A 13,374-nucleotide genomic window follows, 5' to 3' on the forward strand; every position below is an offset into this window, starting at 1 on the left:
CGCAATGATGGAAGCAAAGGTGTATATGGAGAACTTCTGTCATCTAAACAAGTCGAACCTAATGATTCCTTAGGCAAAGCCATAAATTACATGCTGAAGCATTGGGAGAAACTCACCCGTTTTCTACAAATTACGGGTGCGCCCATCCATAACAACGACCTGGAGCGAGGATTAAAAATCCCTATCAGAGGAAGTAATCCCTGGTTGTTTTATAAAACCGAATATAGGACAATGGTAGGAGGTGTACTCACGAGTATTATTTATACCTGTGAGTTAGCAGGAACCAACCCCTTTGAATATTTGGTGGCACTGCAAATTTATAAAGACCAAATTGTTAAAGAGCCCAAAGCATGGCTTCCCTGGAATTATGAGGGCACCAAGGCTTTGTTCGAATCATCACTGGCCGCATAAGCAATTGAGCGCCAATCGTCTGGAAGGTTTGCTTTGATGGGATGGCCTTGGGCAAGCAGTATCAATAACTCACTGGAGCGTAATTCAACGGAGGGACTCAATCCACTAGGCCACCAAGCCAGCTTGCCTCGACTGAACCGTTTCTGGCAGAGCCAAAAACCACTCGCATCATACACCAAAAGTTTTACTGAAGTTCGTATGCGATTGGTAAAAACAAATACCGTACCGCTGAAGGGGTCATCAAGCAGTTTTTGTCGGCATAGGGCTTTCAAGCCATCGATGCCTTTTCTAAAATCAACGGGTTTAACAGCAAGTAACAGTCGATGTTGTGGTGTAATCTGAAGCATCGTTACCCCATAAAATCCAGCATGAGTTTTGATACCCTACTCATCGGTACTGCATTGATTTTCAGTATACTGCCACAGGGACGATGAAGTTCAACACTACAAGACACATCGCCATTTGATAGAAACTCTGAATCAAGCCTCCTAGGTTTTCCTTTTACCTCAACAAACTGCAGGTTCGTTTTCTCTACAGGCAATAATTTTTTCCTGATTTGGATTGGACTAATCCCTAAATGACTGCCGATTTTCGAAGGAGTATAATCACTTAATAGTTCTTTAACCTGCTATCATAGATAATCAGGGATTTGCCCGCGCTTTGTTCTTGTGGCTCGCCAGTGTCTAAAGGCTTTTTTGGCAGTTTCTAGTTTATTGGTGCCATTTATCATTAAGTCGCCTCCTAAAATCATTGAGGCTATAGGCTAAACAGTAACTCTGTCTTTAGTCACGCACGTTTGCCGAAACGTCCAGATTAAATCAGCGAACAACTTGTCTGTGGTATGATCACTTAAAAGTTCTTTAACTTGTTCCCATAAGTTATCAAGGATTTACCCTCACTTTGTTCGTGACACCCGCCAATGCATCAACGCTTGTTTGACAGTGTCTAATTTATTGGTGCCACTTATCATAAAACCGGCTCTTAAAATTTCTAGGCGATAGGCTAAAGACTAGATCTGTCTTCAGTCACACAGACTTGCCGAAAACTCACAATCAAGGGAAAACAAATCGGGATGGAAAAATTTATAATCTAAATTTGACCTGACAGAAACTTTGTGAAAAACCGATAACTGTCAGATCAAGTTCGAACTACTGGAACTGCTAGAACTAATACATCTTAATACTAACTAAAACTTAGATTTAAGGTTTATTTTCGATATCCAACTCTTGATTTAAATCAATATGTTCATTTTGACTCGGGTTAATACTCGCTGGCTTAAAAAATAAGCCAAACCGATATCTATTAATATCTATTGATTGATTTAAATCAATTCTTTGATTTGGATCAATCCTTAATTCTTGATTTAGATCGATATTTAAACTTTGATTTGGATCAATGTTTAATTCCTGATTTAGATCGATATTTAAATCTTGATTTGGATCAATGTTTAATTCTTGATTTAGATCAGTGTTTAATTGTTTAAAATATAACCCGAACTGGAACAGAGCATCTACCTCACGTAATTTCTCGCCAAAAGCTTTTTCGATGGTAGCATTATCTAGTTGAGAATGTTTTTTTTGAGAAAATGCACGATTCTTTATTTTTTGCAGCTCTGATATTACAGCTTCTTTGTATTTCTTAACTGATTCTATAGAATCATCAAAATTAACAGAAGCTATAGGGTATTCACTAATCAGAGTCACATAATATTTAGTTAAGTCTACTTGTTGAGAAACTACAGAGCGAGCAGTCGGTACTGCAGATAGGAAAGAGTTTATAAATTTTGTCGGTTTTGAATTTATGGCAACACATGAAATCATTGCTTTTTGGTCGCTAGGAGATAACGCATCAAACAGATTTGGAAGACCACTAATCCTTTCATATAGTTTAACGCATTTATTAATTGTTCTTAAATCTAATGCATTGCCATTCACTCCGCTCATTTTTAGAACCATCTGATAGAGTTTATCATCGGCAAATATTTTTTTTCCTATTTTTTGATAGACTTTGAACAACTTTTCTCTAAGATCCTGTTCATAAAATTTAAGATCATTTTTATAAGGTTTGGTGCTAAATACAGAGAAGCGACATTTTCTTTCTAGGATTTCATCTAAACTATAAGTTTCTCGCTTTTGGTTATCCCATGGATTGACTAAGACAAAATCATATCCACCTGCACTATTAGCATTAGGAATAATTTTATCAATTCTCAAAGCATGACGCCCATGTCTTTCCCCATGAGCATCAACTTGCCCATAACTCATACTAATATAAATTGGCGATTGAGGGGCTATAGTTTTTAATCGTACGATCTCATGAACATCACGAGTATCATGAGCCATAAAACCTAATAATTGCCCCATAAATTTCGTTGAGGTCTCTTTATGCCTCTTTGATGTTTTATGAGCAACAATACTTGCCAACGGTAGTTTTTGATCCCAATCTGATACCAAGTAATAAGAGCTTAGGCGCTCTAAAATTTTTATGGCTAAAGAATTACTTTTTACTCCATAGGTAGTCTGGTCAATTTCTTGTAGTTTCTTTTTGTCAATAAAAAACACGTCTTGATTCGTCATAGGATCGTAATGATAATTGTATTTACCGTGCAACTTCTCTTTTTGCAAATATTGAGTTAGATCGGTAGAGTTTATTCTTACTTCAACGCCATCTTCTCTTTCTTTGAATAATGATTTGATAGCAGCATAACCTTCAAGCCCTGAGTTTAGTATACAATCTAAGGCTGCCAAAAGATAACAGTCTCCTGTTTTACCTTGGCGTATAGTTACGAAAGCGTCATTTTTTGGGAATAGTGGTGTTGTCATAATTTAATCTCCTAAAAATTTTAAGTTGGAAATTTAAGTTACTCTTAGAAATTTCCATGATTTAAATCCTATGAATACGTATGTTTTTAAAGAGATTATGAAAATCTCTCAGGTCTATGAGTTAAATTAATTTAAGAATCAATTAACATCATTCCTGAAAGTAACTATTTTATTCATAGTTTACTGTATTTTAATTGATCATTATTAATAAATAATTTTTATTAATGTCGTTTTTTAGACAACCAAGTAGGATATAATTCCATCTAAAGCTAAGCCATATGTGCTCATTAAACGCACCAATCAATCTATTTAAATCCATTTGGAAAATCTTTATACTGATCGCACCATTAGAAAAACTCTTTAGAATTATCCCAAGAAGGCAGGCATTGAACTTTCTATTTCGCCGTATAAACTACGACATTTTTTATTTACTTGATTCAAGGAACAGGGAGTTGATAGCGTATTAATACAGCCTTATTCTGATCACGAAAGTAGGAAATCGCTTGACATTTACTCAAAACCATCCCTTTCTGGCATACAAACTGAATATGAAGATATTATTGGCAAGTTTACAGTCTAATTTTTATCCAAAATAACTGTAAAAGAGACGAAACTATTGGTGCTACTCACCATTGAGGTGGACAAGTAAAAGTTTACAACTCAGTTAAACAACTCTCATTAAAATTTCTATATTTTGTTAGAATTGGTTCGGACTCTGATACCCAAATAAGAGGGCAATCAGTTGCTATTATTGAACACTATGATGTAGTTCAAAATATCTTACTTAGCCTCCAAACGCATTTGATAATTGCGCCATTGGACTCGTTCTTGCTCCAGGCTACACAAAAGCTTTCAATAACTCTTATCCCCGCAATCGTCTTTTTTACTCACTCTTTCAACAAAATGGCTCATTTTTATTAAATTCCGATATTCCTTACTTGCATATTGAGGCCCTCGATCAGAGTGAACAATTAAACCATGCGGTGGTTTTCGTTGCCAAATAGCCATATTCAGTACGTCACATACCAGAGAATTTTACATTCTCGAACCCATGCTTCAACCCACAATCTTTCTTGAAAATAAATCCATAACAACGGCTAAATATAGCTAACCCTCTTGTGTACAGACATAGGTAATATCTGCAACATAGGCCCTATTTGCTTCAGCTACATGAAATTGTCTATTTAAAATATTTTCATAAACCGTTGTTTATGTTTGCTATTAGTAATGACTTTATATTTTTTCCAGTAACGAACAAAAACCGCTGCTTCTTTCATTAAACGTTGAGTTCTTCGTCGTGCTATTGGATGGCCAAATGCATTTAATGCCTTCCTCATAAGGCGACACCCATAACAATAATGATTCGATTCAGCTATCTTTTTTATTCATTCTATCAATTCAATATGTAGGAGATCTTTAGGTTTATAGTTCTGCCGTTTTTGATAGCTATAATGGCCAATTTACGCCCATTAGCGGGCACAGCCAGATCTTCTTGTGTTGAACAATAAACGAGTTTCCTGAGCAATGAATACTCTGCCTTCCTAAGAAACTCCTTTTACATAAGGGTTCGGATTTTCCTGTAGAGTGTATCCCAAAGCCGCTTCTTTTCTTGATAAATTACTAAGTAGCCGTTTTTGATAACGCTCTTCATAATAGTTTGCCCCAGGATCCATATACTTCATGCCATAACGTATCGCATTATAAAATAAAGTTGCAATCTTTCTTGCTGTAGCCGTAATCGCTTTTGATTTACCTGTTCGAGCGCTTAATCGTCGATAAAAAGCACCCAGTGCTGTACTGGTTCTTCCGAATGTCGTAGCAGCTAACCTTAAGACTGCAGCGGCTCGACTCGATGAACGACGGGTTTGGGTCGATAATACTTTTCCGCCTGATATTTTATTGCCTGGTGATAGACAAAGCCAAGATGTGAAATGCTTGCTGTTTGGCCAACGCGACATATCATTGCCGCATTCAGCGATTAACTTTAGTGCTAATGAGGGTCCAATAACATGAATTTGTGTTAAATCAATCCCCAATACTTGATATAGAGCTGCCCTGACATCAAAACTTAAATCGTTAGGTTTGCTTAGTTCGATGTTTTGCTTTAGGCAATGGCTCTGTTGGTGATTCATTTTTCTTCTGTACAAGATTTAATGTTATTTCTATTCACTTATCACATTCACTGACTTTGTCAGAATAATAATCAAAGAACTCGACAGCTTGTTTCAAAGTAAATAGGTGCTCTTCTTGATAATTACCCATTAATGCGCTTTCGATCGCTTCTACTGATTCCTTGCAACGGGTATCCCTATAGGAAGCTAATTTCCTAGGGTTATATTCACCAGCAATAATGGCTCTAATAATTTTCATTCCAGTTACTCCAGTCACATCTGAAACCACGTGATGTAATTGTAGGTTCATTTGCATTAAAGCTTTCTGCATATGTTGAATATGAGAAGCTTTAAATTCTAACAAACGCTCGCGCTGTCTTATATAGGCTCGCAATACCGCAATATCTTTACCTGGCCTAAAACTAGCACGCAACAATCCATATTGATGCAACCGCTGAATCCATTGCGCATCATTAACGTCGGTTTTACGTCCAGGAACATTTTTTGCCTCTCTGGCATTGACTAAAAATACTTCAAAGCCATAACTTTCAAGAATTTCAAAAGCAGGAATCCAATAAATACCTGTTGATTCCATAGCAATGCTCGTTATCTTGCACTCTTGAAGCCATTTTGCCATTTCATGAAGTTCAGTTGTAAAACTTTGAAATGTGCGGACTGGTTCTTTTGATAAATTGTTGCCTACTGCTACAACATGAAATTTGGATCCAATATCAATCCCTGCAGCATTAGCATGGATAATAGGCATGCCAGACTTTTTATTAAATGAGCTCATTCTTTTCCTCTCAAATTAAATCAACCAAAGAGCGGGGTAGCAATGAATAATCACCTTCCTAAACGGGGTCACTAGTGTGCCTCCAATGCCGGGTTCGCAGTACGCCCTGGACCATGTTTTTTAACGGGGTATAAAACCACCAATAGGCGGACGGTCGCTCTCTTTGGGTGGTAAAATTATATTGAAAAATTCAGAGGAGTTTCTATTTAACAGAGCAAGATCGTGTCTTGCGGTTGTTTTTTAAGATTTCTTTCTTCATCTTTAATTGTTTACTTTCTTCATTTAACTGGGGTATTTCTGCTTGCTCTCCGCTCAGATTTCCGTTGCCTCTAAATACCCCACTATCAGGTTCTTTGTATTCACTATTTCAGCGGCTAAGAAGAGCCTGATGAACTCCTAAACTCTTAGCTGCCTCTGTGCAACCATAGCCTTGATCTAATACCAGACCCACTGCATCAAGTTTAAATTCTTTTGAATACTTCTTTCTTAATACCATTCTTTTATCCAGTTAAGTACATTATCTCTTAACTGGAGTGGCAAAAACTATTAGAGCACATCCGAAAAGGATGGGTTCCGTTTACATGAGAAAATTACAAGTTTAGGATAGCTACCGAATTGATGGAGATATGATTAAAAAACAGCTTTGTTGGGGTAGAGAACCTCTCATCCCGAGTTGGTTTAACCATGACTCGAAACAAGGTGTTCTCTCTATTTGGGGCTAGCTTAGTGTAACCCACATATCCGAATCTACGGCTTCCTCTTCCTCATGCTTCACAACATATTGTTGGTGCGGTGCATGTTGTGATGCTGAGTTCAGGGTACTGATGCAGTGTGATACATCAGTGTTGTTGAGCCAATGTTCTTGTAAATTGTAGCTCTTCGTACCGATTAATCTATCTCCTGTATTTTCAATAAGGGTTTTAGAGTAGTTTACCAGGTTGCTAGCTACGTCAATCCCCAGGTCATCTTGAAGCGGTTTGGTTACTTTCTTCGCAAATTCATCTTTAGGATAGCATCTTAATAAATCCAGACAATGACATTGTCTCATTATTTTCGCTATGATTGCTTGTTCGGGTTTGTTCGCATCGGGATGAAAGCCGGGGTTTCCATAATCAAGTACCAAGCGCTTCCAGTAAGCAATTTGCTCTGGTGAAGTAAATAAGTCTTTATAATGCGTTTTTGCATACTGTTCAAAAAGTTCCGCGCTGTCTTTTCTGTATCCTCCATATACCCCTGGGTTATCTGCAAATCCCAGTTCACTTTTTCTACCAACAACAGAAAATAACATGGCCACTTGCATTCGTTTGATGTCATTCTTGCTTAAGTTTAGAACCATATCTCTGGTCTTCTTATCGTTGGAATGCATTGCATAGGAATAAAATACTTCTGGAACAATAGCAGCACCTCTTAAAGTGTGAGAAAGTCCGTGGTTGGGTCTGTGAAGAATTTTATTATTACCGCAACTTAAAGTCCAATCGCCAAGATTGGGGTCGTTGTTTTTTTCTAATGGGTCGTATGGTTTTGATAGATGATCTTGATGCAACTTATTAATTACATCAATATTTCTGGGGTTTTCAAAAAAGCTTTGATGCTCTGCAAAATATTCAGTTATTGAACTTTTGAACGTATCTAATCCCCTCATTTCATTCTCAACCTGAGAACAGATATTTTGTAAGGTTTTAGAAAGTACACCAGCACTATCTAACCCTTTAGCATAAGATAAGGAGATATTATCTATGTTTTGGGCTTTTTGAATTGCCTGATGAAGAATTTCAATAATTCTATTGTGAGCGGCTGTATGTTCTATGTATCCGTTTTCTAAATTGTCAAGCAATCCATTCATGGATTTTTTTATTTCTTCTGCAAACTGAATTTTATAAGAGCCTTTACCATAGGTATTATCTATATTAGCTAAAATTGACCATTTGCTTTTATCTTTTTCAGCTTTGCCCTCAAGATATTGATTTGTAACATCAAGAGCAAATTGTGCGAATTTTTTTACCATATCTTTCTCTGCTTTTACTACCAGGTTCTCAGCCTGTTTATAAGTACCACCACTTGGCAAATTTAATATTTGATTTATGTTGGCAGGAGGGGTGACTGGGCATGCCAAGAAATAGTGTTTTCCATTTTCCTCACGATGATGCAGGTATTTGACTTTACCAGGAGCAATTAAAAATTCACGCTCAGTAGGATAATACGAAATTTCTCCTATATCCAATCCTTGCATTCCATAAAATACGGTTCGAGTGGGTCCTTTAAAATGCTCCACAGGCTTTTCAAAAGCACTACTGACAAAAGCTGTGTCTTCATACACTTCTAGTTCTATACCTTTTGACTGGGCGCATTTAATTCTTTCATCTAGAATATCCTTCGGAAGAGTGTTCCCGTCGTACCGGAAGGTCAATGGAAGTTTATGGTTTTGTCCTTTACTAATTCCTGAGAGTGCTGCTGCGCTATGAAGTATTACCTGACGCATATTTTCCTGAAAGTTTGGATTGCTTCCTTTGTAAAGATGTTGACCTCTTAATAAACCATTCATGTCTTTATAATAATCTTGGGTGTATATATTTAATCCAGCAAGCTCTCCTTCATGAAGATATTGTAATTTGGTTGCTTTCTTTTTTAGCTCCTTGCAACTAATTTTCCCACCCTGAAATGCACTTTTAGTTGTTGCTTCTGTATCAACATAATTAACATACTGATTTAGTTGTTCAGGAGACAAATTTATTTGAGCACGTTGCATGTTACCCAGAATTTCATCCAGGTCGAATTTTTTCCCACTTACATTTATAAAATATTTGCCATTATTTTCTGTAAAGACAATATTGGATTTATTGGTAAGTAAAGTGGAAACAATAACTTCAAATTGCCTGGTATATTTATTTTTGCTTACGGGAGCTATCACTTGGGGTTTTGCAACAGCGATAATTTCTTCAAGTTGATTAGGCTTGGCATTTTTATCAACTTTTTGAATAAACGATTGAAAAAGCTCACCAGCGTTTCCTTGTTTAAAAAGGATTGATTTGTCTAGTTTTGTTTTCATGGCACACCTCATTTAAAATTAACCTAAAAGATAAATTAATAATCTTTATGATTTAATTTTAACCTTTCGCGGTTATCGAAAAATGAGGTGACATGTCGCTTAAGCGACATTTAGTACACTCCGAGAAACTCCAACACCTGATAGATGGGTAGAATTTTGGAGTTCTAGTTTTTAAATATTTATTAATAAATTGCCTGATGTAGTGTAATATAGCTTCATTAAGGACAAAGCAGTCATAAGCCCTCTCCTTCATCACCTCGTTAAAATCATGCCCATACTTAAGCAAGTAAATAAAAAGCGCCAGTCGTATCACCTATGGAATCAAACATGATGTCATCGGCAATAATTTGATGTTTTTCATCAACGGCCATATGGACGCCATGTTCTTCCTTTTGACTTGGCATCATGCTTCTCCTGGTGCCATTCCGGTTTTCCATACACCTTAATTCCTGTAGAATCAACAATCACTTAAACTCCTGGGGTTAGGGTTTGTTTGAGCGCTCAACTTACGGTCAATACTGCGGTTTGATAGTGTAGAGAAATCAGAAGGAAAAGAGAGGGCATGCTAGCAAAAAATATTACCTATCTCGCTGTAAAATACTCCAATATCATCGTAAATACAGTGGCATAAAATAAGATCCCAAGCTCATCGATAAAGCGGTATACGCTTGAACCTTTTCCATTGCCGAAATATTTAAAAGACTCGTTAGTATTGATTCAGCAGAGACATAATGCTTTTTCCATCATTAGAAATATGCAATAATTTTTTTCTCGTTTAAATTTTGCAGGCAACCGCAGTATTTCCATCAAATCAGTCGGTGACTGATTTACAGCATGAAGGTTTGTAATGAAAAACACCAGTTAACTATATTGGATCACGAAGAAGCAATTTTTTGTGACAAAACCTATGAGGGGTTCAACTCATGCTTCTTGGGTTCTATTTTATCAACCACGATAAATCTATCCCTCTGATCTTCGCCTTCTATTTGTACGGAGTCATCTTCATTCTCTATTATAAATACCCTGCCTTGTTCATTTGCGGAAAGAAGTGTTGTATAAGTAATAAAACTAGATGCAATACCGGATAAGTTTTCTTTCAATGCTATTCTAAAACTATCTGACTGTCCCATCTTGCATGCAAAAACCTCCAAGTAGGGGAGATTTTTATCTTCTAGTTCCAAATCCTCTTTCAGCAGCTCCAAAAAAACATCAACTTCTAATCCAGCTATTTTATCATCATCAAGATTACCTTGTGCAACAATGATTAATGTCTCAATATTTTCTAACAATTTTTTAAAATGCATAAGACCATTTTGTTTAGTTAGATTATGAACCACATCACTTGCTTGTCTTTGATGGAGACTCTCTTGGATATCGATAACCATTGACTCATCCAGTGAATAAATGAAATGATCATTTTGCTGGTACCGTTTTCTTAATGGTACTCCTACGTCTAGGTTTCCAGTAATTTCATGATTGTAGTTTTCACTATTTTTTTCTTCTTTTTCAAAATGAGAGTAAAGCTCCAAGATGAGCACTTTGCTTTCTTTAGGAGGGGGATCCACTTTTTTCTTTTTAAATATTCCTATTTGTGAGCTTTCAGATTTTTCCAACTTTCGTTTCATAAATACATACTCTAATTAAAATCAATATACTTAATTATAATCTAAATAGAAAAATTGAGCGGTATATATACATTTTGGACGATCTTAAGAGCACCTTATTATGGACGTAGTTATACGTCCTTAAGTGTGTAAAAATTTTCAACAGGTCTCTTTTTCGTATAACATCAAAGCAAGAATATTAATCGTCAGTCACCGTATTGATGCAACTCGTGTTTATAAACAGAAATAATTCAAGGTTAGGCTGGCCACTTCTGCTTCATTTAATTTTTCATTAATCTGATTATTGAGTTGCTCTATAGGGGACGATATTGATTTAAAAAAAGAGCCGCCGTGACGCCGGTAACTTGCATAAAGCAACTCCCCTTCATTTGCTGTAACTGACTTGATGATTTTGTTACGAATTATTGACCTGCTGGGTAGGTGTGCTTGCTCTGGTAAAAGGAAAGATAAAATTTCACTTGCCACATCAAAACTAACTATTTCTTGTTTTATAGCAGACATTAACGGTAATAAAGCTCGAGCAAAAGAAGCTTCACCATTATGGGACAGAAGCAGCCTACCATTTTGCTCAAGAGGTTTTAATGCATTCAATATCGCATCACGTTCAGCGTATGTTTTATTGAGAAATAGTTCATTATAGCTTAAGTCAATACAGGCAACTGTGGATGGAATTGCCTGTAAAGCCTGCACTAAATCAGTCACCGTTAATAGATGTAGTTTACTATTACTTAAATTAAGATGAGTGATACCGACTGGTATGGCTGCAAAAGCCTCACCTAATGAAGCACTACTCATATATCCCAAGAAATTATTACTTAAATCAAGATAGGCAAGACCTATTGGAAGTCCAGCAAAAGCCAAGGCTAACTCTGTACCTGTTTGTTGATAAAGACCATTCCATTGCAAATTAAGATGAGTTATATTGGTTGGGATAAAGCTAAAGAACAAGGCTAATTCAGCACCTGCTCTATTGCTTAGAATACTATTCTCGGACAAGTCAAGATAAGTCACGCTATCTTTAATAGCAGCAAAAGCTGCGGCTAATTCATGATTAGTTCTGTAGGCCAGAGCATTATATCTCAAATCAAGGTGGGTAACCCCTTCAGGGATAGAGTTAAATATAAAAATGAATTCTTCGCTCGTTGTATTTGTAAGATGCAATATTTGGTGATAAATCATAAGTTCCTATATCGTGTATTAAGTTATTGGATAAAAAATAGGTAAATCAACCCGTAAAAATACATGTTGATTACAAAAGCCCTATTGAACCAACATACATATAGCTAATTATTGTGTTGTACACTATTTAAGTGTTAATAGTTACGGACATAAAAAAATTACGAATAATCTGATAGACGGTGAGACGTATAATAACGTTTAGTTGTAAAGAATGTTTGATAAGGGCTTTTATTTAAATACACAGCATTTTCACATGAAAAAAATCATAATCATTTTAGTTTGGTTTATTATTTAAATCAAGGCGAAGAATTTTTCAAAATGAAATGAGTCTGGACAAATCTAAAGGAGTCTTCGTAATCACGAGATGAATATGCTCATGAAGTTAGATAACTTAAAGACTATTGAATTTTAAATGCTCATTATTAATGGGTTGTTTTCATAGTGGACGCTTTTGAAATAAGCAAATGTAGGGTATAACTCATTCACTGTAACTTTTGATAATGCAAGAGAGCTATGAGAACGAATTTTAGGAGCAAAGAGTCTCGGCAGCAGCCCCATAGAAGATATTTCTGGTTTTACCCATGAGCGCCAGAGCGCGCTGAGCCCCTGCTGGTGATTTGAAACGCAAAAGGTATTACCCTTTTCTACCTATATCTCTAGCATCCGCTTCAATACCTAGTTCATCCGATAAATAAAGTACAGTAACTCAAAGTTAGGCGATGCACTTTCAAGCTGAAAAACAATTGTTTAACACTACCTTACTACGCCGGCGATATCTAGAGTTCTTAAATAAGAATTCTAGTCGGGGTTAACTAATAAAGGATTATACAAGAATTTCAATAAAAAAGCTCGTTGTCATTTTTGCGACATAACAACTCATCAGCCGTTCATTTAAAGATCATAAAATGGAAAATGAAAGCAAAAAATAGTGAGGTGCAAAATGAAAACTAAAGTTGAGAAGCTTATGAAAGCAAATCGATTGGAGAAAGGCGAGTTAATGAAAAAAGCTCAGCGCAATGCATATAAAATAAATATATACAACCATCATGGGCTCTCAACTAGAGGGGCAACACAGCATTGTGAACGAGCTGAACAATACCTGATTTTTGGTGGAAAATACTTCCTTAGCAATTAACAACTGCCGATCTGTACCATCCGCGGCGTAGTCTAGTGCCATCCCTCTTCAACTTCTAAGTTGCTTACCGTGTCAGGATGATTCAGTAAAGCATAATCTCTTGATTATTAATGGTTGCATAATGCAAATCTTGTTGCTTAAACTCTAGAATTAAATATATTCATTAAGTTGAAAGCTAGATTTGTTTTAAATAAATTTAATATCAACATATAATGCAATGTACTATTTGTAACTTAAAACATATAGGGATAA

11 protein-coding genes and 1 pseudogene are annotated in these 13,374 nt (G+C 36.2%); 2 read left to right on the forward strand and 10 right to left on the reverse strand.

What is annotated here, in order from left to right; all coding sequences use genetic code 11:
• Nucleotides 1–36: 36 nt before the first annotated feature.
• Entirely contained in the window at nt 37–411 is a 375-nt protein-coding gene (locus DYH34_RS18540; RefSeq protein WP_083502820.1) for an IS66 family transposase, read from the forward strand.
• On the opposite strand, the gene tnpB is transcribed toward DYH34_RS18540, so the two are convergent.
• The 10 genes and pseudogenes from tnpB to DYH34_RS09900 all read right to left on the reverse strand — a co-directional run bounded on the left by tnpB (nt 366) and on the right by DYH34_RS09900 (nt 11,987).
• Nucleotides 366–758, reverse strand: coding sequence for an IS66 family insertion sequence element accessory protein TnpB (tnpB, locus tag DYH34_RS09850; protein ID WP_058466457.1), 393 nt, complete (start codon nt 756–758; stop codon nt 366–368). The genes DYH34_RS18540 and tnpB overlap by 46 nt on opposite strands.
• Before the next feature lie 852 nt (nt 759–1,610).
• Entirely contained in the window at nt 1,611–3,233 is a 1,623-nt protein-coding gene (locus tag DYH34_RS09860; RefSeq protein ID WP_058466458.1) for a hypothetical protein, read from the reverse strand.
• 697 nt (nt 3,234–3,930) lie between these two features.
• Nucleotides 3,931–4,745 (reverse strand): annotated as a pseudogene (locus tag DYH34_RS18380) (IS3 family transposase); the annotation flags it as partial.
• Between the two features lie 29 nt (nt 4,746–4,774).
• Entirely contained in the window at nt 4,775–5,365 is a 591-nt protein-coding gene (locus DYH34_RS18235) for a transposase (protein WP_202972254.1), read from the reverse strand.
• 34 nt (nt 5,366–5,399) lie between these two features.
• On the reverse strand, nt 5,400–6,137 hold the full coding sequence (locus DYH34_RS18240; RefSeq protein WP_202972255.1) for an IS110 family RNA-guided transposase: 738 nt from the start codon (nt 6,135–6,137) through the stop codon (nt 5,400–5,402).
• Between the two features lie 367 nt (nt 6,138–6,504).
• Complete coding sequence (locus DYH34_RS18725) at nt 6,505–6,633, reverse strand: transposase (protein WP_083502822.1); 129 nt, start codon at nt 6,631–6,633, stop codon at nt 6,505–6,507.
• 222 nt (nt 6,634–6,855) lie between these two features.
• On the reverse strand, nt 6,856–9,183 hold the full coding sequence (locus tag DYH34_RS09890) for a SidE phosphodiesterase domain-containing protein (protein ID WP_058466459.1): 2,328 nt from the start codon (nt 9,181–9,183) through the stop codon (nt 6,856–6,858).
• 278 nt (nt 9,184–9,461) lie between these two features.
• The gene (locus tag DYH34_RS18545) at nt 9,462–9,590 is read right to left on the reverse strand and encodes a hypothetical protein (RefSeq protein WP_274519457.1); all 129 of its coding nucleotides are present in this window, start codon (nt 9,588–9,590) and stop codon (nt 9,462–9,464) included.
• 498 nt (nt 9,591–10,088) lie between these two features.
• On the reverse strand, nt 10,089–10,796 hold the full coding sequence (locus DYH34_RS09895) for a hypothetical protein (RefSeq protein ID WP_131775182.1): 708 nt from the start codon (nt 10,794–10,796) through the stop codon (nt 10,089–10,091).
• 225 nt (nt 10,797–11,021) lie between these two features.
• Nucleotides 11,022–11,987, reverse strand: a complete 966-nt coding sequence (locus tag DYH34_RS09900; protein ID WP_058466461.1) for a leucine-rich repeat domain-containing protein — start codon at nt 11,985–11,987, stop codon at nt 11,022–11,024.
• Between the two features lie 940 nt (nt 11,988–12,927).
• Between DYH34_RS09900 and DYH34_RS09905 the strand changes: the two genes are divergently transcribed.
• Nucleotides 12,928–13,122: a hypothetical protein gene (locus DYH34_RS09905; RefSeq protein ID WP_058466462.1), complete on the forward strand. Its 195-nt coding sequence runs from the start codon at nt 12,928–12,930 to the stop codon at nt 13,120–13,122.
• Nucleotides 13,123–13,374 lie beyond the last annotated feature (252 nt).

The organism is Legionella cincinnatiensis, from assembly GCF_900452415.1.
GTDB lineage: Bacteria > Pseudomonadota > Gammaproteobacteria > Legionellales > Legionellaceae > Legionella > Legionella cincinnatiensis.

Excerpts from the sequence above, each read along its gene's own strand:
- tnpB (WP_058466457.1), bottom strand. The coding sequence starts at position 758 with ATGCTTCAGATTACACCACAACATCGACTGTTACTTGCTGTTAAACCC.
- DYH34_RS09860 (WP_058466458.1), bottom strand. The coding sequence starts at position 3,233 with ATGACAACACCACTATTCCCAAAAAATGACGCTTTCGTAACTATACGC.
- DYH34_RS18235 (WP_202972254.1), bottom strand. The coding sequence starts at position 5,365 with ATGAATCACCAACAGAGCCATTGCCTAAAGCAAAACATCGAACTAAGC.
- DYH34_RS18240 (WP_202972255.1), bottom strand. The coding sequence starts at position 6,137 with ATGAGCTCATTTAATAAAAAGTCTGGCATGCCTATTATCCATGCTAAT.
- DYH34_RS18725 (WP_083502822.1), bottom strand. The coding sequence starts at position 6,633 with ATGGTATTAAGAAAGAAGTATTCAAAAGAATTTAAACTTGATGCAGTG.
- DYH34_RS09890 (WP_058466459.1), bottom strand. The coding sequence starts at position 9,183 with ATGAAAACAAAACTAGACAAATCAATCCTTTTTAAACAAGGAAACGCT.
- DYH34_RS18545 (WP_274519457.1), bottom strand. The coding sequence starts at position 9,590 with ATGATGCCAAGTCAAAAGGAAGAACATGGCGTCCATATGGCCGTTGAT.
- DYH34_RS09900 (WP_058466461.1), bottom strand. The coding sequence starts at position 11,987 with ATGATTTATCACCAAATATTGCATCTTACAAATACAACGAGCGAAGAA.
- DYH34_RS09905 (WP_058466462.1), top strand. The coding sequence starts at position 12,928 with ATGAAAACTAAAGTTGAGAAGCTTATGAAAGCAAATCGATTGGAGAAA.